Annotated in this window: 18 protein-coding genes and 3 tRNA genes; 17 read left to right on the top strand and 4 right to left on the bottom strand. The window is 52.0% G+C overall.

Annotated features, from left to right (window positions below; all coding sequences use genetic code 11):
• The first annotated feature begins 97 nt into the window (after window positions 1-97).
• The 5 genes from CpATCC19410_RS08685 to CpATCC19410_RS08665 all read left to right on the top strand — a co-directional run bounded on the left by CpATCC19410_RS08685 (window position 98) and on the right by CpATCC19410_RS08665 (window position 3,945).
• Complete coding sequence (locus CpATCC19410_RS08685; RefSeq protein WP_014401140.1) at window positions 98-1,231, top strand: CE1 family esterase; 1,134 nt, start codon at window positions 98-100, stop codon at window positions 1,229-1,231.
• A 100-nt stretch (window positions 1,232-1,331) separates the two neighbouring features.
• Window positions 1,332-1,403: transfer RNA gene (locus CpATCC19410_RS08680), tRNA-Gln, on the top strand.
• A gap of 31 nt (window positions 1,404-1,434) precedes the next feature.
• Window positions 1,435-1,510, top strand: a tRNA-Glu gene (locus CpATCC19410_RS08675).
• Between the two features lie 250 nt (window positions 1,511-1,760).
• The gene (locus tag CpATCC19410_RS08670; protein ID WP_013241763.1) at window positions 1,761-3,170 is read left to right on the top strand and encodes a cutinase family protein; all 1,410 of its coding nucleotides are present in this window, start codon (window positions 1,761-1,763) and stop codon (window positions 3,168-3,170) included.
• Window positions 3,171-3,869: 699 nt separating this feature from the next.
• Window positions 3,870-3,945, top strand: a tRNA-Glu gene (locus CpATCC19410_RS08665).
• A 391-nt stretch (window positions 3,946-4,336) separates the two neighbouring features.
• Here the strand turns inward: CpATCC19410_RS08665 and bioB are convergent.
• On the bottom strand, window positions 4,337-5,341 hold the full coding sequence (bioB, locus tag CpATCC19410_RS08660) for a biotin synthase BioB (protein WP_013241764.1): 1,005 nt from the start codon (window positions 5,339-5,341) through the stop codon (window positions 4,337-4,339).
• Between the two features lie 95 nt (window positions 5,342-5,436).
• Here bioB and CpATCC19410_RS08655 point away from each other — a divergent pair, with 95 nt between their 5' ends.
• Window positions 5,437-6,012: an HD domain-containing protein gene (locus tag CpATCC19410_RS08655; protein ID WP_014401141.1), complete on the top strand. Its 576-nt coding sequence runs from the start codon at window positions 5,437-5,439 to the stop codon at window positions 6,010-6,012.
• On the opposite strand, the gene CpATCC19410_RS08650 is transcribed toward CpATCC19410_RS08655, so the two are convergent.
• Window positions 6,007-6,732: an IclR family transcriptional regulator gene (locus tag CpATCC19410_RS08650; RefSeq protein ID WP_013241766.1), complete on the bottom strand. Its 726-nt coding sequence runs from the start codon at window positions 6,730-6,732 to the stop codon at window positions 6,007-6,009. The genes CpATCC19410_RS08655 and CpATCC19410_RS08650 overlap by 6 nt on opposite strands.
• Window positions 6,733-6,810: 78 nt before the next feature.
• Here CpATCC19410_RS08650 and leuC point away from each other — a divergent pair, with 78 nt between their 5' ends.
• Both leuC and leuD read left to right on the top strand, forming a co-directional pair.
• The gene (gene leuC, locus CpATCC19410_RS08645) at window positions 6,811-8,259 is read left to right on the top strand and encodes a 3-isopropylmalate dehydratase large subunit (protein WP_014522396.1); all 1,449 of its coding nucleotides are present in this window, start codon (window positions 6,811-6,813) and stop codon (window positions 8,257-8,259) included.
• Between the two features lie 7 nt (window positions 8,260-8,266).
• Complete coding sequence (gene leuD / locus CpATCC19410_RS08640; protein WP_013241768.1) at window positions 8,267-8,857, top strand: 3-isopropylmalate dehydratase small subunit; 591 nt, start codon at window positions 8,267-8,269, stop codon at window positions 8,855-8,857.
• Window positions 8,858-8,865: 8 nt separating this feature from the next.
• Here the strand turns inward: leuD and CpATCC19410_RS08635 are convergent, their stop codons facing one another.
• Window positions 8,866-9,867 carry an NUDIX hydrolase gene (locus tag CpATCC19410_RS08635; protein ID WP_013241769.1) on the bottom strand — a complete coding sequence of 334 codons (1,002 nt, stop codon included), beginning with the start codon at window positions 9,865-9,867 and terminating at the stop codon, window positions 8,866-8,868.
• A 268-nt stretch (window positions 9,868-10,135) separates the two neighbouring features.
• Between CpATCC19410_RS08635 and CpATCC19410_RS08630 the strand changes: the two genes are divergently transcribed.
• Window positions 10,136-11,131, top strand: coding sequence for an NAD(P)H-dependent glycerol-3-phosphate dehydrogenase (locus tag CpATCC19410_RS08630; protein WP_041477885.1), 996 nt, complete (start codon window positions 10,136-10,138; stop codon window positions 11,129-11,131).
• A gap of 28 nt (window positions 11,132-11,159) precedes the next feature.
• A complete protein-coding gene (locus tag CpATCC19410_RS08625) occupies window positions 11,160-12,251 on the top strand; it encodes a D-alanine--D-alanine ligase family protein (protein ID WP_086591959.1) in 1,092 nt (363 codons plus the stop codon).
• Between the two features lie 72 nt (window positions 12,252-12,323).
• Here CpATCC19410_RS08625 and CpATCC19410_RS08620 read toward each other — a convergent pair whose 3' ends face one another.
• Window positions 12,324-13,292 carry a DUF3515 domain-containing protein gene (locus CpATCC19410_RS08620; RefSeq protein WP_013241772.1) on the bottom strand — a complete coding sequence of 323 codons (969 nt, stop codon included), beginning with the start codon at window positions 13,290-13,292 and terminating at the stop codon, window positions 12,324-12,326.
• A 117-nt stretch (window positions 13,293-13,409) separates the two neighbouring features.
• On the opposite strand from CpATCC19410_RS08620, the gene CpATCC19410_RS08615 reads away from it, so the two are divergent.
• From CpATCC19410_RS08615 to coaD, 7 genes are all read left to right on the top strand, one after another.
• The gene (locus tag CpATCC19410_RS08615; RefSeq protein WP_013241773.1) at window positions 13,410-14,390 is read left to right on the top strand and encodes a thiamine-phosphate kinase; all 981 of its coding nucleotides are present in this window, start codon (window positions 13,410-13,412) and stop codon (window positions 14,388-14,390) included.
• A 78-nt stretch (window positions 14,391-14,468) separates the two neighbouring features.
• The gene (locus CpATCC19410_RS08610; RefSeq protein ID WP_013241774.1) at window positions 14,469-15,188 is read left to right on the top strand and encodes a uracil-DNA glycosylase; all 720 of its coding nucleotides are present in this window, start codon (window positions 14,469-14,471) and stop codon (window positions 15,186-15,188) included.
• A gap of 11 nt (window positions 15,189-15,199) precedes the next feature.
• Window positions 15,200-16,915: a DAK2 domain-containing protein gene (locus CpATCC19410_RS08605; protein ID WP_014522398.1), complete on the top strand. Its 1,716-nt coding sequence runs from the start codon at window positions 15,200-15,202 to the stop codon at window positions 16,913-16,915.
• A 3-nt stretch (window positions 16,916-16,918) separates the two neighbouring features.
• Entirely contained in the window at window positions 16,919-19,033 is a 2,115-nt protein-coding gene (locus tag CpATCC19410_RS08600) for an ATP-dependent DNA helicase RecG (RefSeq protein ID WP_013241776.1), read from the top strand.
• A gap of 81 nt (window positions 19,034-19,114) precedes the next feature.
• Complete coding sequence (locus CpATCC19410_RS08595) at window positions 19,115-19,327, top strand: acyl-CoA carboxylase biotin carboxyl carrier protein subunit (protein ID WP_014522521.1); 213 nt, start codon at window positions 19,115-19,117, stop codon at window positions 19,325-19,327.
• Window positions 19,328-19,906, top strand: coding sequence for a 16S rRNA (guanine(966)-N(2))-methyltransferase RsmD (gene rsmD, locus CpATCC19410_RS08590; RefSeq protein WP_013241778.1), 579 nt, complete (start codon window positions 19,328-19,330; stop codon window positions 19,904-19,906). It abuts the gene before it with no gap.
• A gap of 48 nt (window positions 19,907-19,954) precedes the next feature.
• Complete coding sequence (gene coaD, locus CpATCC19410_RS08585; RefSeq protein WP_013241779.1) at window positions 19,955-20,443, top strand: pantetheine-phosphate adenylyltransferase; 489 nt, start codon at window positions 19,955-19,957, stop codon at window positions 20,441-20,443.
• Window positions 20,444-20,471: the final 28 nt, after the last annotated feature.

Here is a 20,471-nt window from a genome sequence, read left to right as displayed (position 1 = left end):
GGCTTATCGGTCTGAATGTGTCACCCGCTGTGAGCGAGACGCGCCGTAAATGAATGTGCTGTTGAAAATGCCGGTAAAGCAGTTAAAGTAAACTTTTGTGATATTTGGATTCGGCGAGAAAACCTCGCACACCGAAGGTTATAGGCCGCGTCATGCACGGCCCACGGCCCCAAGGCGCGCGTGGAGAGCTCTAACGCGGGATCGTCGCGTAATAATAGCAGTCGCCTCAGCCGTCCTTATTGGGTGTCTTGCTGTGCCGCTTTCTTTAATAAGTGATGTTGAAGCGAATCCTACGCTGGTGAGCAAAAGTGTGGTTAAACAAATACCCGCTCTTTCTCACACTGATGATGCCGCTACTCAGAATGCTGCTGCACCTTATGGCGGCGCAACGGAAACTGTTCCTGTCTTTTCTGGTGCTTATCCCTTTGATTCTACGTATAATCCGCATCCATCTGTTCTCCCGGGACAGATGCGCAATATAGAAATAACTGCGGCTAATGGTGTTCATCGCAGGTATCTGTTACATGTGGGAAAAAACTATAGACCAGAGCGGCCAGCACCTTCTCCCGTATTGTTCGCTTTTGCCGGATGGCGGGTAGATCCTGAGCATTTTGCTCGTGAATCCAAATTTGCTGAGGGGGAAGCTGGTAATGACGCCTTGATAGTTTTTCCCGCTGGGCGCGAAAACTCGTGGGAAGGTGCTCCTTATTCAGCGGCTGCACCCGGGGAAGACATAGCGTTTGTTAAACAGATTCTTGAAGCCATTGATCGTGATTATCTTATAGATCGCACCCGTGTTTATGCCGCGGGTATGTCTAATGGTGGCGGAATGGCCGCTATTCTTGGATGCCATGCTCCGGATGTCTTTGCCGGAATCGCGAGCGTTTCTTCTGCGTATTACCTTCCGGTTACTGCAGGGTGCAAAGGGAAGCCAGTACCTACGTTGGATATACACGGCACGGTTGATCACGTGGTGGGTTATGAAGGTGGACATCGCCATGGCGTTCCATATCATTCGGTCCCGCACTATCTTGCGGCGGTTTCACAGCGCAATGGATGCATTCCAGAAAAACCGACGCAGCTTAAGATCGGAGATGTTGAGATCGAAAGATTTAACGGCTGCGCAGCTGAGACTGAGCACATGCGTGTGTTAGGTCAGGGTCACGTATGGAATCGGGCCCCCGATGCTTCTGCTGCTGCATGGAATTTTTTGAGTCGCCAGCATTTATAAAGGCGCTATGACCACTAGATTTGTGCACTTCTAGTGGTTGTGGTTATATTAGTTCCCGTTGCACAGCAAGACGTTGGAAACAAAAGAAGCTGTCAATCAATGGCCTATGGTGTAATTGGCAACACTACGGTTTCTGGTACCGTCATTCTAGGTTCGAGTCCTGGTAGGCCAGCAGCGAGAAATCGCTTCTGAAAAAGTTCTATGCCCCGTTCGTCTAGCGGCTTAGGACGCCGGCCTCTCACGCCGGTAACACGGGTTCAAATCCCGTACGGGGTACCACTTACCACCCAAAGCACTGAGCTTTGGGTGGTTTTTTATGTCTCTGGCCTGAAACTATGCGGCCGCGGAGAAAATTACGTGATCACAGGAAAAATTTGGGAAAGATTCGGGTATTTCTTCAAAACTTCCCGACTGAAGGTATATATTTGCTTAATGTAAAGGAGCCTTTTCCTATTCGTTCGCTTTGTGAGTGGGCAAATTCCAATGAGTTTGAAATTGATGTGATGATAAAGGGAGGAATAAGTCACTTATGGGTGGTGGGATAAGACGCTATCTTGGGTTGGTGGCAGTGGTGTGCGCTGGCAGCGGTATTGTGGGGATACCTGCAGCTGGGGCCCAGCCGGTGCAGTGTCCACGTATAGAGATCGTTGTGACTGGGGGATCAGGTAATTCCAGCCCTCTGGAGAATCCTCAAGATATTTTCAGTTTTGGTGGAACGAACTTTGCCAAGCATGTTGCACGTTTGCAACCAGGCGTACATGTGTGGCAAACCCCGTATTATGCATCAATCGGTGTTACCGGCGGTGAAAATAAAACAGGATTTAATCGTTTCTTAAACTATGGCGATTCTTATCGGGGTGGCGTAGACATAGTACGTAATCACATTGAGGGATTGGCCGCCTCCTGTTCTGATACTTCCTTTATCTTGGCTGGTTACTCTCAGGGGGCGGATGTTACCGGGGCGATTACTGAGCGCATTTCTCGTGGTGAGATTAAAGGCGTTCCGGCGAAAAAACTTCTCGCTTCATATCTATTGGCGGATCCCGGCCGTTCAAACCTTACTAATAACAGCGCTGCCACGACTACGGGTTATTCCGGAAGGCTGACAGAAAACGGGGCGATAATGGTTGACACAAATTTTGGTCTTCCAGCTTCTGGCTCTGTGGGGCTTACTGGACCACGTCCAGCCGGTGCTTTTAGTAATTTGCCTGGAAAAGTTCGCTCCATATGTAGCTCCGGCGACCCAGTATGTGGGGTGATACCTAATGGTGCTCTTTCGACAGTGGCGCGATGGGCTCTGAATGAGGGGAAAAATATTAATTACGATCGTCCTAGCGTTTCCTTAGGGTCGATGATTAAAAATGGTAGTTTCGCCATTTCGGTGGGACCTTATCTCGGTCAGATCCTCTCTGGCTTCTACTATGGCGAGCCTCAGCCGGTTCGTGATGGTTTTTACGCAGCGTCACGTAATACGTGGCTGAGCGAGGCTCAACGCAATGCGTTGGAAATCGTTGCCGAGGAGACATCAAGCCTTATGCGCTATCTGGATAAGGAACAGATCTTCGGTATTATGCAAGGCCATCCGACTGGGGATATGAGCATAGATCGTCTCATTAACATTGTGACTTCACTGCATAATAAAGTTGGGCTGGCAGAGGCACCCCTTGCACTGGGGGCAACTTCTAGGCACGTCTCATATACGGGGACTAGTAGCATGCCTACTACAATTCAGGGCCAACGTGTAGATGACTGGATTCAAACTGATATGTCTAAAGTGGTGGCAGCGCACATAGGGGGTCCTGCATTGCCGGAGGTGCCAGAGACATCACGCATGGGAATTCTCCAGAAAGTCGGCGCACCGATATGGTGGCTGGCGAAAAAGATTTTTGGAGAGCGGAGCAAGATTACTCGCGATATATGGGAGCACTTTGCTCTCTGATTCGAAGGCTGTTCCTGTCTGTGTGATCGGGAACAGCCTCTATAAAAACCCTTTAGCTGGGATTTTGAGGAATTTTAGTGAAAATGCTTCACATTGGACTGTGATCCGCCTACACTGTGGGGTGTCGGACCGATTAGGTCACAACTTTAAGGGCGAAGATCCTAGAGGAAATAAAAAACATTGCTAGGAATCTAAAGCCTCCTTAGGGACTGGCCTTCATGGTCGGCAGCTCACGCTAGTCGAGCCAGTAAAGGAGGTTGCGTGGCAGCAAGTGAATCAACAGAACATTCCGGTTACCGCGTCGGCAGCTCTTTCAACGCCGGCAAGTGCCCTAATCCGGACTTCTAAGCGCCAGGGATGCGTGAAGCCGGAGCTACTAAGAACTACTGGAGCGGTAACGTCCCTTAGTTTCAAGAGGTATTAGCCAATCCGACATACTTCCCCTTCAGGGTTACGCGGACGAAGCAGCGAGATGCTGGCTTACGAAACTTTCGCATTCCATGTCGATGAGATTCGAGCGTTCCTCAAGATTGATAAGGAAGAGCCTCAGGGCTGAAACGATTAATCTACTCAAGAAGGGTTCCCACCGTCTTTCCAGGCGGTGGGAATTTTTATCCATCTACGTGGCGATTTGCTACTTTATGGCAGTTGCACTTAATATCTTATGAGTCCGCAGCGAAAGCTTGCGATGAACGACTTGCCCCGTTCGTCTAGCGGCCTAGGACGCCGGCCTCTCACGCCGGTAACACGGGTTCAAATCCCGTACGGGGTACCACTTACCACCCAAAGCTCAGCGCTTTGGGTGGTTTTTGTTGTGCTGGTGGGGCGTAGGGGAGGGGCGGGGGCGTACGTGCCTGCATAACCATAGACATTGGTGGTATTTTCTGTGCTTTTAGTGCTCTTTGTCTATGGTTATGCAGGCTATAGGAACGCAAAACATCGCTTCTGCGGCAAAATCCATGCGAGGGATACTTCTCTAAAAGAGCATGCGGTAGTCGATGAGCGCTGCATATCGCCATCCCTTTAGCGATCACACCCCTGATAGGCTTTCTTGCTCAAACCGCGTGACTTTGAGGGGTTTGTTGTTTTTGAGAACGCTAGAATTTTCCTCCTGGGTTTTGCAGCGCTTCTAGCTCCTAGCGTTCTCAAAACGAAAAAGCGAGGGGCTATCCGTTCACAGCACGATCGTCATGATCCAACGCCACATCAAACCCCAGCTCCTTGACCAGCGTCAAGTCGCTGGCAATGGTAGAGCCAGTGGTGGTGAGCATGTCGCCGCTGATGGCCGAGTTGGCGCCGGAGGTAAAGCAGGCTTCGCCGTGGTCGCCAAGTAATTCGCGTCCGCCGGCGAGTCGGATTGCTGCGTCAGGGCAGAGGAATCGGAAGATGGCTACTGCGCGGCGTACTTCTTCTGGTGGCACGGGAACCATCCCTTGGAGCGGCGTCCCCTCAATAGCGACAAGAACATTGACTGGTATGGATTTTACGCCGAGTTCCCGGGCGGAAATGACCATATCGATGCGGTCTTCAAAGGTCTCGCCTAAGCCTAGAATGCCGCCGGAGCAGAGACTCATCCCGGCGCGCTTGGCAGCTTCTAGCGTCTCTATTTTGTCTTCAAAGGTGTGGGATGTGCAGATGTTGGGGAAGTTGTTGCGTGATGTTTCTAGGTTGCAGTGAACGCGGCTTACGCCTGTGTTATGCAGCAAGGTGAATTGTTCTTCGGTGAGAAGACCTGCGGAAATGCATACTTCGATCCCTATTTCTGCGCGGATTCGGCGCACGCCTTCGCAGATCTGCTCTACTTCATCGCGTCGTAATTTCCGCCCTGAGGTGACGATGGAGAAGCGGAGTACTCCTTTTTCTTTGTTCTCTTTGGCCTGTGCAAGCAGCTCGTCAACGCTAATGAGCGGGTATTTGTCTATTTCAATGTTAGGGAAGCGAATACTTTGGGCGCAGAAGGTGCAATTTTCTGGGCATCGTCCGCTTTTGGCGTTGATGATGGAACACATGTCAAAGCCGTTGCCGCAGAAGTGTTGGCGTATGTCATCGGCAGCCTGTGCAAGCTCATCGAGGGGTGCATCGTGGAGAGCGAGGGCGGTTGCACGGTCGATGATTTCACCTGCGAGTACGCGTTCTTTTAAGTTTTGAACATCGTTCAATGTGGTGGTCATGAATGTGATTTAACCATTGTTGGATGTGCTTGGTAGGGCAAATTGATTGTGGCGTATAGCGCTTTGGGTGCCCTTGCTATTACTAAAGTGAAGGTATGACTCATGTAGAATTAGCGCTTTCCCCACGGCTTCTCAAGGCGATAAATGTCGCTGCCACCGCACATCGGAATCAGTACCGTAAGGGAAGTTCTATTCCATATGTCTCTCATGTTTTTGCCGTGATGAATATCGCCAGTGCCATGACGGTAGATGAGGATATTCTTATTGCTTGCTTGCTTCACGACGTTCTCGAAGACGTACCAGAAGAGTTTTCGGCGGAGCAGATCGAGGAGGCTTTTGGCCCGCGAGTCTTGAGCATAGTGCGGGAAGTGACTAAGGATGCGTCGTTGTCTTCTTGGCAGGAGCGTAACGACGCCTATCTGCAGCACCTTAGCTCAGCTTCCGAGGCTGCTTTGTGCGTATGTGCTGCGGATAAGTCTCATAATCTTGCGTCAATATTGCAAGATTATGACGTACTAGGGGATGCCTTATGGGATCGTTTTAATGCGGGAAAAGAACGCCAACAATGGTGGTATGCGAGTGTGTATCGTGTGCTTGCTGGCCGGTTAAAAGAAGACAATCCCGTGCTGCGGCAGCTGAGAATTATGGTGGAAAAACTCGAGTCTTTATAAGGACTCGGATAGCCGTTGAGCAGCTAGAACAAGGTCTCGTGCCCAAAGTGTTGACGGTGCGGGGCGCAATCGTTCGGTGGGGCCGGATATGGACAGCGCCGCGATGAATAGTCCTTCACTATCAAAGACTGGTGCGGAGATGCTGGCCAGGCCCACCTCTCGTTCGCTAATTGACTCTGCCCAACCGTTCTCGCGGGCTTTTTCTAAGTCTTCTGCGGTAAATTGTGCCTCAGCGTTGAGCATGGCCTCGCGCAGCGTAGGAGAAGAATAGGCTAGAAAGACTTTAGCGGCCGAGCCTGCGGTAAGCGGAAGCCGTGTGCCTACCGGGACGGTGTTTTGGAGGCCGATGGCAGGTTCTTGTGCTGCAATGCATACACGAGTTGCTCCGGCGAGCTGATAGAGCTGCACTGATTCGCCTGTGACGTTCATAAGATGCGCCATGATGGGGGTTGCAACGTCGATAAGCTTGGTGGAACTTCCTGCACCGAGGGAGGTGAGAACAGCGCCGATGGTCCATTTTCCATCGGAGGTGCGCGTGAGAATGTTGTGTGTTTCTAGCGCGGTGGCCAAACGGTGCGTGGTGGCTCGGGGGAGATTGGTGGCCTCGCAGAGCTCGGTAAGAGAGAGGGGGCGCTCGGCCACGGTCAGCATGATAGTTACTGCGCGGTCGAGAACCTTAATGCCGCTTGTGGCGGCTGGATCTATGTTAATCTTTCCCATGATGCGATATTAGCATTCCATTTTATGGGATACATCCCTTGGGAACGGCAGTAATTATGTAAAGAGGTGATTCGATCCATGACCAGCCCCGTGGCGTCGAAAGAAGAAAAATTAACTCTTGCAGAAAAAATATGGCGTGACCATGTTATTTCGTACGGTAAGGGTGATCAACCCGATCTTATCTTTATTGATCTGCAGCTCCTACATGAGGTCACCTCACCCCAAGCTTTTGATGGTTTACGTATGGCTAAGCGCTCAATCCGGCACCCTGAGCTGCACCTTGCCACCGAGGACCACAATGTTCCTACGGAAGGCATCGCTGCGGGGTCATTGTTAGAAATCAATGACCTGGTATCGCGCACACAAGTGGAAACACTGCGTAAAAATTGCGCAGAATTTGGTGTTCGTCTTCATCCCATGGGAGATCTGCAGCAAGGCATCGTCCACCAAGTGGGACCCCAGCTGGGGGCGACTCAACCCGGAATGACTATCGTCTGTGGCGATTCCCACACCTCCACTCACGGTGCTTTTGGTGCTATGGCCTTTGGTATTGGCACCTCAGAAGTGGAACACGTGATGGCTACCCAAACGCTTTCCCTCAAACCCTTTAAAACCATGGCGATCAATGTCTCTGGAGAATTGCAGCCTGGGGTTTCTGCCAAGGACCTCATCTTGGCAATCATCGCCACGATTGGGACGGGCGGGGGACAAGGCCACGTTATTGAATATCGCGGTGAAGCCATCGAGAAACTGTCCATGGAAGCGCGTATGACAATGTGCAATATGTCCATTGAGGCCGGCGCGCGTGCAGGCATGATCGCACCCGATCAGATCACTTTTGATTACATCAAAGGCCGAGAGCTTGCCCCACAAGGACAAGATTGGGATCAGGCGGTGGAGTATTGGAAGACTTTGCCTACAGATGAGGGCGCTGTTTTTGACACCGTGGTGGACATCGACGGCTCGGCAATCACCCCCTTTATCACCTGGGGTACAAACCCAGGCCAGGGGCTTCCGCTCAGTGAAAACGTCCCGTCGCCTGAAGATTTTGTTGGCGATAGCGAGAAAGCCGCGGCGCACAAAGCACTGGATTATATGGGGCTGACCCCAGGGACACCGTTAAGAGATATTGCGATCGACACCGTATTTCTCGGTTCCTGCACCAATGCGCGCATGGAAGACCTGCGCACAGCCGCAGAGATTCTTGCTGGTCGCACCATCGCGGACTCGGTGCGGATGCTCGTGGTTCCTTCCTCGACCATGATTAAGCAACAAGCGGAGGCAGAAGGGCTAGACAAAATCTTTATTGCTGCTGGCGCTGAGTGGCGTTCGGCAGGGTGCTCAATGTGCCTAGGGATGAATCCGGATCAACTGGCGCCTGGCGAACGCTCTGCCGCTACCTCTAACCGGAACTTCGAGGGCCGGCAAGGCCCTAAGGGAAGAACGCATTTAGTATCACCTGCAGTCGCGGCAGCAACAGCTATTAAAGGGACATTGGCTAGCCCAGCGGACTTGGACGAGGAGTGAATAAAGCATGGATAAATTCACAACCCATACTGGCATCGGAGTCCCACTGACCCGATCGAACGTGGATACCGACCAGATTATCCCGGCAGTCTACTTAAAACGGGTCACACGCACGGGCTTTGACGACGGTCTCTTTAACAATTGGCGCACTAATGATCCGCACTTTGTGCTCAACCAGCCTTCCTATTCCCAAGGCTCAGTGCTCGTCGCCGGTCCGGACTTTGGTACAGGCTCCTCCCGCGAGCATGCGGTGTGGGCGCTCATGGATTACGGATTCCGTGTGGTGCTTTCTTCTCGATTCGCGGATATTTTTCGGGGAAATGCCGGAAAATCAGGGCTCTTAGCGGCGAAAATGGAACAAACCGATATTGAGCTTCTTTGGAAGCAGCTAGAACAACAGCCGGGGTTAGAGGTAACAGTGAACCTGGAAACCCGAACCGTGGAATGCGATGGCTCTGTCTACACCTTTGACGTGGATGATTACACGCGGTGGCGGCTTATTCAAGGCCTCGATGATATTGGACTTACGTTGCGGAAAGAGTCGGAAATTATCCGTTACGAGAGTTCCCGACCATCGTTTAAGCCCGTTATCCGATAGATGCTGTGCTATTTTGCCGGAAGCGGGCTGGCAAGATAATCGGCTCCAGTAAGCTCGCCGTTGGTAAAAGATAGAACCCAGACACTGGCTTTCTTCGCTGGTATGTCTTCCAGCGGGAGACTGCCAGAGGCTGACAACCAGGCGATCGTGTCAGGGATGACTTTCCCCTGGGCGACGATCACGGACACTCCACCTTGATCGATAATCCGAGAAAACGCTGCTTGGGAATCGGTCATGTCTGCTAGCCAGCCTTCGTCGCCAAGCTTTGCGTCTACAAAAATATCAAGGTCAAGGGCCTCGGCTAGCGGGGTGGCAGTCTGTTGGCATCTATCCGGCAGAGCGGAATAGATGGTGGTGGGGTGAAACGCCTCCAATAAAGGGGCGAGCAGTTGGGCTTGTCGGCGTCCTTTTTTGTCCAAGGGACGCAGATTGTCATTACCCGCCCAGTTGGTGCGTCGAAAAGCTCGCGCATGCCGAACATATAAAATACGAGTAGTAACCGGAAGCTCAAAGCGCTTACGAGCTTTATCCAACACGTTTTTATCCACGTCATAGCTCAGAAGCGCGCGAGCTTGATTAAAATCGAGCCAGCGGATCTCATCTACCTCATTATTGGGATTAAAAGTCCCGTCAAGTACCTCGGCGGTCCAGTAGTAGACAACTTTGGTCCGGTCGCTGACCGGATAAGTAACCTTGCCTAGGAGCTTTCCTAGCCTCACCCGGAATCCAGTTTCCTCCACAATCTCGCGGGCAGCAGTGACCGGCAGAGATTCCCCTGGATCCACTTTTCCCTTGGCCAGGGACCAGTCGTTGTAATGCGGCCGGTGAATCACTGCGTATTGGATGGAATTGGGATCTTTATGGTCTCCCCGCCACAAGACCGCCCCTGCCGCAAGCGTAGAACGCTTATATTCCTGCGCAGGCTCAGCCACGATGCTTTGGAATCTTCCTGTGATGGCAAGTGAAGGTTGCCGGTCTTTAGTCATTTCAGTGTGACTGTTTTTATGCATCGCTGCAGCCTTTCCTTAGTCTGTTGCAAATAGCACTGGGTGAGGAAAATGAAGAATTATCTAGTCTAGATCCTTGATAAAGTATCAATGAACATTTTATTTATTCAGCTTGTATTCGGAATTCTCGGGTAGAACGGAGACAAAACCAGAGGATGAAAGCAACAAAGCTGCTATATCCATGTACATTGACGTGAGTGACGTAAAACAGAGTGTACGCATCGCGGCGGTAGCTCTGAAATATCCAATAGTGCAACCAGAGGAGTATGCGGTGAAAGTTGCGGTAATGGGAGCTGGGTCGTGGGGAACAACCCTGGCAAAGGTTTTTGCAGATGCCGGCTGTGATGTTCGGCTTTGGGCACGGCGCTCTGAGGTTGCAGCCGAGATTAATCAGCAGCAAACCAACAACCGGTACCTTTCTGGCATAGCCCTTCCCACAACTTTGTATGCCACAGATGACCCTATACACGCCCTCGAAGATTCTGAGATCGTAGTTCTGGGCGTTCCTAGCCAGACGTTGCGTGAGAACTTGTCGCACTGGGCGGCCGCGATCCCACAGGAAGCAATCCTTGTGAGCCTGGCTAAAGGCATAGAAAAAGATACCTTTGAGCGCATGAGCCAGGTAATTGCTGAGGTTGCTGGGGCTCCTGAATCACGGATTGCCGTTCTTTCTGGACCAAACCTAGCCCGCGAGATCGCTGAGGAACAACCAGCTGCGACAGTGATTGCCTGCACAGACGAGGCGAACGCGCAAAAAGTTCAAGCTGCGCTCTCCGCACCGTACTTCCGTCCGTACACCAACACAGACGTAATTGGCTGTGAAATTGGTGGAGCCTGCAAAAACGTGATTGCTTTGGCATGCGGCATGGCCGCCGGGAGGGGCCTTGGAGAAAACACAGTGGCTACTGTGATTACTCGCGGACTAGCAGAAATTACTCGGTTAGGCATTGCGATGGGAGCCGATCCCCGGACATTCGCTGGTCTTGCGGGGCTCGGAGACCTTGTGGCCACGTGCTCCTCGCCGTTGTCTCGTAATCGTACTTTCGGCGCACGGCTGGGTGAAGGTAAGACTTTAGAAGATGCAAAATCTGCTACCAATGGTCAGGTGGCGGAAGGCGTGATCTCCTCGATGTCTATTTCTCGACTCGCAGAAATTCACGGCGTAGATATGCCTATTACTCATGCTGTTTATGGCGTATGCCATATGGGAGCGAGTGTTCATGAGATGGTGGTGGCTTTGATGGGGCGAACAAAGAAATCCGAGTAGCACACACCGAGTAACACACAAGGTAAAGTTGTGTGTTGTGACTCAGAAACCTTCCCCAAACCCCCGTGTCAGGGTTGCCGTAGTTTATGGTGGCCAAAGCTCAGAGCATTCCGTTTCTTGCGTTTCTGCCGGAGCGATTATGTCTCATCTCGACCCCCAAAAATACGAGGTATTTCCCGTCGGTATCACCCGTGATGGGGTATGGACCGTGGGAGAAAGCGACGCCACCAAGTTGCGGACTGTGGACCGCGTTATGCCAGAGGTGGAGTTTGTCCGTGAAGTCAAGCTTTCTGTCAACCCTCGTTCTGCCGGTGAGTTTAGATATGAAGACGGAACGCTCTACGCGCAGGCTGATGTGATTTTCCCGGCTCTGCATGGGCGATTCGGTGAGGATGGAACGATCCAGGGAATGTTCGAGCTTTCTGGCATCCCCTATGTAGGCACCGGCGTCCTGAGCTCCGCATGCGGCATGGACAAGGAGTACACCAAGAAACTTCTCGCTGCTGAAGGCCTGCCTGTGGGCAAAGAAGTGATTCTTCGTGGAGATGAAACTCTGACAGAATCGGATAAACAGATGCTCGGCCTCCCCGTTTTTGTCAAGCCCGCACGAGGCGGATCATCCATCGGAATTTCTCGAGTAATTGAATGGGACGACTTCGATGCTGCGCTTACTCTAGCTCGAGAGCATGACACCAAAGTGATCGTTGAAGCAGAGATCAAAGGCGTGGAAGTAGAGTGCGGCGTGCTGGAGCGTGCCGACGGCTCCCTGATCGCCTCAGTTCCCGCACAGCTAGAAGACGTCGATGAAGGCGAAGAAGGCTTTTATGGGTTTGATACCAAATACCTGGACAATATAGTCACAGCCACCATCCCAGCGCCCTTTGACCAGCAAACAATTGCGCTCATCCAATCGCTGTCACTGGAAGCTTTCCAGGCCCTTAACTGTCGAGGGCTGTCACGTGTGGACTTCTTTGTCACCGATCAGGGGCCAGTTCTCAATGAGGTAAATACGTTGCCAGGCTTTACCCCGATTTCCATGTACCCGCAGGTATTTGAGGCTACTGGAATTGGCTACGCAGAGCTGCTTTCTCATCTGATAGACCAGGCCCTTGCGCAGTAAGACAATAGCCTGATCATTAACCAAAGAGCTAGGTAGCAAGACTTTTGTTACCTAGCTCTTTGTATGACATGGCTACCGTACGACAGGCGACTCTGCCGTGTGTTTTTCTATGATTTTTGTCATTTCCACGAGTGCTGCATTGCCAGAGTTCTGTGGAACGCTGACTGCTACAACAATCTCACGGCCGAGTGCGTACCATGTTGATGCCGTGGTTCCGTTTCCTAAAGTCGTGTCTTCAAACCACGCTACGGAATCTATTTGTTGGATTTGTGCTCCAGCCTCATATGCGGAGGGGAAGGCAACGCCGCAGCGCACCATAATTGGTTCATAACCCTGTACGCTCCAGACAGCTGAGCCGTCCGGAAGCCCTGAGACACTACGGCGAGAATATTGCGGAGATTCCCCAATATGTTCCGGCAAATCGGAAATTAACTCCGTACAACGACTCGAGTGAGCGTTTTTGTGAGGATTAGCATCTTCCCGCAAAGACTGAAGCGGGAGCGGATGCGGTTGCGTCTCTTTCCTCTGTAAAGAAGCAACTGCCGTAGAGAGCTCTGCGACAGGAGAAGCTGCTTTTCCCAGGCCAGCGTCATCTGCTGTGAGCGCGACTATGGGGAAACGATCTACCGCGTACCATGTGCGAAACGTGGATCCAGGCGTGGTATCTCTGACTTCCAGCCACGATGTTTCGTCGACACGCGAAAGCTCTGAAAGCTGTGTGTACTGAAGCGGAAGGTTGACCCCGCACCGCAACGTCACTCGGTGAGTGGAGTCTGATTGCCATGCTGCGGCACCAGCGGGCGCGGGATCAGCGAGCTCGGCACGTTGATGCCCCAAAACTTTGTTAGGAAGCTTATCCAGAAGAGACGCGCATTCAGGGCTTTCGGCCTCAGGGGAATTCGCAGAGGTCATTGCTACGGGTCGGTGAGCTACCTGCTCGTAAACTAGTTTTGCTCCTCCAAGTACCCCCACGACCAATACAATGGCTAATGCCAACGCGAGTGCGATGGGCCCTCGTTTGAAAGAAGCTTCATTCTGCATAAGGAATAATCATAGTTTCCGCGATGAATAAGATCGGGTCGCACCGCCGATTGCATCGTGTACTGCTGCAAACTGTGAATATAAGAGCATAAAATACGCGACGGAGGAGAATATATAGTGAAAGAACATCTGAATCCGACGCTTGCAGAGGTAGGAGAGCGCGCCGCGATCAACGTTATCGTTGCACACGCCCCCAGCTCCCGTAACGGCGACGATGCCGCAGTACTTGGTCATGCTTCCGCGAATTCCCGGGCAGTAGTGACCACAGACATGCTGGTTCAGGACCGTCATTTCCGCCTCGACTGGTCTACGCCGGCAGAGATAGGTCGCAAAGCAATTACCCAAAACTTTGCTGATATCGAGGCAATGGGAGCGCGACCAGTAGCAGCTCTTTTAGCGATTTCAGCACCGGCGTACACTCGCCTTAATTTTGTATCTGAGCTTGCCCGCGGCATTTCTTCTCGCGTAAAAGACTATTCCGCAGAGCTTGTGGGGGGAGATATCACCGACGGTGAAGCTATCGTGATTGCAGTGACTGCTGTGGGACAACTAGGAGGATCACTCCCAGAGCTTTCCCTCGACCGTGCACGGCCAGGACACACACTCATCGCATCGGGCGGGATCGGCGAGTCTGCTGCCGGATACGCGCTTCTTAAACGCTTTGGACGCACAAACATTCCGGAAAAATTCCTGCCACTGGTAACCGCTCACTGCGCGACCATTGTTCCGGAAGGTCGCGGCTTTGTGGCTCGTTCAGCAGGAGTGAGCTCCTTGACTGACAACTCAGATGGACTCATCGTGGATTTAAGAAACATGGCTAGGAAATCCGGTGTGTCCATGGACCTGGACCCGGAGGCGATTGCACCAACGCCGTTGATGCTTGAAGCCGCAGAGCTTCTCGACGCAGACCCTTGGCAATGGGTCCTAGGAGGAGGCGAAGACCACACCCTTATGGGCACCACTGCTGGTGCTCCGCCTACAGGGTTCCGGGCGATAGGGTCCGTAGGAAGAAGACTTTTCCATGTAGGACACGACCACGGTCAGGTGCTCGTCGGCGGAAAGTCTCCCGCTTATGACGACGGCTGGGTTAGTTTTTAAACCCTATAAATTTTAATCATCATCGAAAACTCGACTGAAAACTCGTTAGTGCACACCAAATAACTATTAGGAACAAAGATGAGCAACACAGCATCGAACAACGGTGCAGCACACAATTCTTCCTCCCCGCGCCATCAGCAACCTTTACCAGTCCATCCATCGTGGATAGAACCGTTGGCCCCGGTAGAAGAACGCATCCACGCCATGGGAGATTTTCTCCGAGAGGAAATAAGAACAGGCAGGGGTTACTTGCCCGCAGGCTCGGACGTGCTACGTGCTTTTAGCTATCCCTTTGATGAGGTCAAAGTTCTCATTGTCGGCCAAGACCCATATCCCACCCCAGGTCACGCGATGGGACTGTCCTTTTCCACTCAGCCCGGGGTTCGTCCGTTGCCCAGGAGCCTCAGCAATATTTTTAAAGAGCTATCGCAAGACCTAGGTATCCCGGCTCCAACTGATGGCGACCTTACCCCCTGGTCACGTCAAGGAGTTGCACTATTTAACCGGGTACTTAGCGTTCAACCGGGTAAAGCAGGCTCTCACCGAGGACGCGGTTGGGAAGAAGTTACTGAGGTGGCCATCAGAGCCCTCGCCGCAAGAAACACCCCTTTAGTCGCCATCCTATGGGGCCGAGATGCACAAGCAACCAAAGCATTCCTGGGAAATACCCCCTGCATTATGTCTCCACACCCATCACCGCTATCTGCCTCGAGAGGATTCTTTGGTTCCCGTCCATTTAGCAGGACAAACAGTTTGCTCCAAGACCTCGGAGTCTCTGGCATCGATTGGCGCTTGTAAACTTTCCTACTATGCCGGACATCACGTTTCTTAGTGGGCGCAGCCTCTTACACTGGGCAGAATGCGCAACAGATGAGCTCGCCGCGCGCCGGGTCGAGATTAACAGCCTGAATGTGTTTCCGGTACCAGATGCAGACACCGGCTCAAATATGGCGCATACTATGCACGCTGCTGTAGAAGCCGTCCATCAGTTCATAGCCCAAGCTAGCGCAGAGACCCCGAACGCCGAGTCACAAGAACTTAGTGCTTCCGACGTTGCTACAGCGTTGGCTTCCGGTGCTGTTCGCGGAGCGCGCGGAAATTCTGGCGTTGTCTTAAGCCAAGTGCTGCGTGGTATCGCACAGGCAGCAAATTCAGGCGTAATCAATGCGGCCTGTGTTCAAAAATCACTTCTCAATGCGCTTGACTTTGTGGCTGCAGCGATCACTGACCCCGTTGAAGGCACAGTGATCACTGTGCTGCGTGCAGCCGCGTTTTCTGCTCGATCCTGCGACACTGACAACCTCTATGAAGTAGTCACAGTAGCCGCGGAAGCTGCCCGGGTCGCCCTGCACAATACTCCCTCACAACTCACCGTTCTAAGAGAAGCCGGGGTAGTCGATGCCGGAGGTCAGGGGCTAGTAATCCTTTTGGACGCCCTTGTTGATGCCGTTCTAACAGACCCCATGAATCTAGCTCACCAAGGGGAGAGCGCCCAGGGACCTATCGCAGACCACGCTTGTCCTAGTCCGACAGAACTTTCTCGCAGACCTCACTTTCATAGTTTTCCCCAGCATGAGCAAGAGGCTTTCCTGGAAGTGATGTTCTACATTGAGGACGCTGATCTTGATGCACTACGTGGTGAGCTCTTTCCACTAGGCGACAGCCTGGTGATCGCTGGAATTGGCAAAAAAGCTGGGACAATTCATATTCATACATGCGATGCAGGCCGCGTCATCGAGCAGGCATACGCCATGGGGAGAGTCAGTGACCTTCGAATTGAGGTGCTGCCGTCCCTTGGGAGTGTCGATCACCCCACCCGAATCGTGCTAGCTCTTGCCCCGGAAGGAACACTTGCACAGCTCTATAGCGCAGCTGGTGCCCTCGTGGTGGTTCGAAAAGGCAAGCAGTTTGCTATCGTTGGTTCGACAGATCTAGGACAGGAGCCCACCCCTTTGACGGATGGGGTGGCAATAGTCAACGAGCTCATTTCCCGCTCGCATGAAAGCGGAGCGACCGAAGTAATTTTGTTGCCTAACGGCATGCTCACCAGAGGCGAGATGGCATCGGTAGAGCGTTCAACGCGATCATTCAAGCAATCGATCACTATCTTGCCCACAGGCAGCCTAGTACGCGGACTAGCGGCACTATCAATGCACGATTCCAACCAGGCTCTCGCCGTAGACACATATGCCATGGCCGAAGCCATTACCGGAATGCGTACGGCTAAAATCAATGCAACCTCACAAGCTGCCTTGACCGCCGTGGGCGCCTGCGCCAAAGGCGATTACGCTGCCACAATGGGATCTGAAACGATTGCAGTAAACGAAGATATTTATGCGTGCGTTCAGCAAGCCTTGCGGAAAATGCTTGACGGCGGCGGAGAGCGCGTCACGATCATAGCTTTAAACTCGCTCGGTTTTAATCAATCCACGGTAGCCGCAATGTTGCCGCCGAACTCCGAACTTGACCTCACTATCTATCTGGCCGACCACGTGGATAGCCTTGTAGAAATTGGGGTGGAGTAACCCATGCTGGGGTGGCACGATACGCGACCTTTAACGCAACTCTTGCCTGAAAAAGAAGCCAAAGCTTTTGCTAGACACTTTGGATATCGCCGCGCTGAAGACCTTCTCATGCATCTGCCCCGGGCCTATGCCGCACACGGGGCAGGCTTGAGCGCAGGGCATGCACAAGAAGGCGACATCATTACGTGTATAGGTGATATTGTCTCTACCTCAGAGCGAAGAGATCGTAACGGAAACCTCATCTACACCGTCGAAATCTCTGATGGCGCAGTTACCACTACCGCAACATTCTTCCGAGCCAACTGGCTCTCTAAAGTCCTTGTCAAAGGCGCACGCGGAATGTTCACCGGAAAACTTAAATTTTTCCGCGAAAAATCGCAGCTACAGCATCCAGACTTTTTTCTTTTCCCTGACCCCGGCACAAAGACTCGTAGTTCAGGCGGCCTGCAAGCACTATCTACAACAGGAGAGTTTGATCACGTCACCCATATCATCAACTCGCTCGCATACATACCGGTATATCCAGCCAAAAAAGCAATGCCCACGTGGCGGATACTAGGGGCGATACATGAGATTTTGAGTAAAACTCCTCCTATCGTGGATCCACTGGGAAACTTTAAACCAGATGACATGCCCACGCTCGATCAAGCGATAAGAGGGGCTCATGAGACAGATTGTGAAAGAGCCGAACCATACATTAATAGGCTGAAATACAACGAAGCACTCAGCATAGCTTTAGTGATGGCGTTGCGACGCGCGGACATGAAGCGTCGTCAAGCATTTCCTATGCCCGCCTCACAGACAGGTCTCCGCGCCACGTTACTCAAAGCCTTGCCGTTTCAACTCACAGAAGGCCAACAGCAAGTAGCTCAGGAGATCGAAGAAGACCTAGGGAAAAACACCCCTATGTCGCGTCTATTACAAGGAGAAGTCGGATCAGGGAAAACCATAGTCTCCCTTATCGCGATGCTTCAGGCTGTTGACGCCCACAAACAATGCGCTCTCCTCGCGCCCACTGAAGTCCTTGCTACTCAACACGCACACAGCATCCGAGCAACTCTTGCTGCTGCAAACATCCAACTCACCGTCGTATTGCTCACTGGCTCGCTATCTACAGCTGAACGCAAAAAAGCCCTCCTAGACATCATGTCTGGAGATGCCGACATAATCATTGGAACCCACGCACTTATCCAAGACACCGTGAACTTTTATGACCTCGGCCTCTGCGTGGTCGATGAACAACACCGATTTGGAGTAGAGCAGCGTGATTACTTAAGAGCCAAAGGAAACTCAGAACTTACCCCGCACCTGCTCGTCATGACGGCCACACCTATACCAAGAACAATTGCAATGACAGCATTCGGGGATCTTAGCGTTTCCACACTCCGCCAACTCCCCGGAGGACGCCGGCCGATCAAAACTTTTGTTATCAGCTCCGATAACCCCACCTGGAGCGAGCGCATGTGGAAACGCATCAGAGAAGAAGTAGAACGCGGCCAACAGATTTATGTTGTATGCCCTCGGGTGAAAAACAACGGCGGGGTAGAAGAAACCACTGCATCCTTACAACACGGGATCTTCAGCGACCTTAGAGTAGAGATGCTTCATGGAAGCATGCACCCCGATGATAAAGAAACCATAATGGCGGCCTTTGCCACAGGAACGATCGATGTCCTTGTAGCCACAACCGTGATAGAAGTCGGCATAGATGTACCCAACGCCACGATCATGCTGATTAGAGAAGCCGAGAATTTCGGAGTCTCCCAACTACACCAATTACGAGGACGCGTTGGACGCGGAGGCAAAGAATCTATTTGCTTCCTCCACACCACAGCAGAACCCGATACTCCCGCCCGCCAACGTATCCAAAAAGTTGCTGCCACCGCAGACGGCTTTGCCCTTGCAGAAATAGATCTTGAATACCGGCAAGAAGGAGATATCCTAGGCACTCAACAATCGGGAGCCTCCCAAAAACGAATTAGCTTTATCCAAGACAAAGCATTGATCCAACGAGCTAACGACGATGCCGCCGCCATAGTTCAACAAAACCCAAACATCGCCAGATCCCTGGTGAGCGACATCGACGACCACTCGCAGGACTATCTGGATAAAACATAAATAGATCACTGCACTACAGAGCCCTTGCTTTGAGCCTCCTAAACTCAAAAAGCTCACAAGCCGTACGCTATGGTTAAAAGTATGAAAATCTGTGCCCCCTTCGCCGGCATCGTCCATTACAAAGTGGGACGTGGCGATACTGTCGAAACCGGTCAAGAGCTAGCATCAGTCGAAGCTATCAAGCTTGAGGCGCCCATCATCGCGCCGGGACCAGGCATCGTAGCCACTTTGGGTAAAGACAATTTTGATGATGTCATGGGCGGAGACGTGCTACTTATCGTGGAGAAGGCATAAATGACTCGGATTATTTCTGGTGAAGCGCGAGGACGCACAATTAAAGTTCCTGAACACGGGACACGGCCTACGTCGGATCGCGCCCGCGAAGGGCTTTTTTCTTCACTGCAGGTGCGCTTTGGTTTTGTTGGTTCACGTGTGTTGGATCTTTTTGCAGGATCCGGGGCACTGGGTCTAGAGGCTGCAAGCCGGGGCGCGGATGAAGTAGTACTGGTAGAAAACAACCCTAAAGCTGTGCAGATTATTCGCCATAATATGCAGGTTGTTGGGCATCCTAATGTTACTGTCGCAGAGATGAAGGCTTCCACATATGTGGCGAGTGCTCCCAAAGAATACTTTGATATGGTGCTGGCTGATCCTCCCTACGACCTACCTGATTCAGACATAGCAGAGATGCTTATAGCTTTGATCCCTACGCTTGTCGACGGCGCAGCGGTTGTCGTAGAGCGCCACCGCGAATCACCAGAGACCGCATGGCCCTCGTGTTTTGTTCCCACTACCCAGAAGTTGAAAAAACGGACTTTTGGAATCGCACGCATGGACATGGCGGTGTTTCATCAAGAGCTTGCAGCAGAATAACCTAGCGCAGTACTTTTGCACGTTACCCTTCATAAATAAGGATGTTTGATGTCCATACACGCCGTTTGCCCCGGTTCCTTCGATCCTGTGACAAAAGGGCATATCGATATTATTGGCCGTGCTGCCGAGATGTATGACCGTGTGACGGTACTGGTTACCGCTAATCCCAATAAGCCCTCCGGCATGTTTAGCGTTGAAGAGCGCAAAGATCTGATTCGGGCAGCGGTAGCCGAAGCTGGAGGGCTGGAAAATGTCTCCGTAGACCATTGGGCGGGACTTTTAGTTGATTACACAAACGCTCATGGCGTGAGTGTCTTGGTAAAAGGTCTACGCACGGCGCTTGACTATGAGTATGAGCTTCCGATGGCGCAGATGAATAGAAAGCTGTCCGGGATTGATACGGCATTCCTAATGACTGATCCGGCTTATGGTTATATATCCTCGACCTTATGCAAAGAAGTTGTTAAATACGGTGGAAATGTTGACGACATGCTTCCATCCGCAGTTTCCGTAGCAATGAAACAAAAACTCGGTTAAGCACATAAGACGGCCCAGCAAGATAGAA

The sequence above is a fragment of the Corynebacterium pseudotuberculosis genome (assembly GCF_002155265.1).
GTDB lineage: Bacteria > Actinomycetota > Actinomycetes > Mycobacteriales > Mycobacteriaceae > Corynebacterium > Corynebacterium pseudotuberculosis.
Note: the sequence above shows the minus strand (reverse complement) of the source record. Positions and strands in the feature narration are given on the sequence as shown.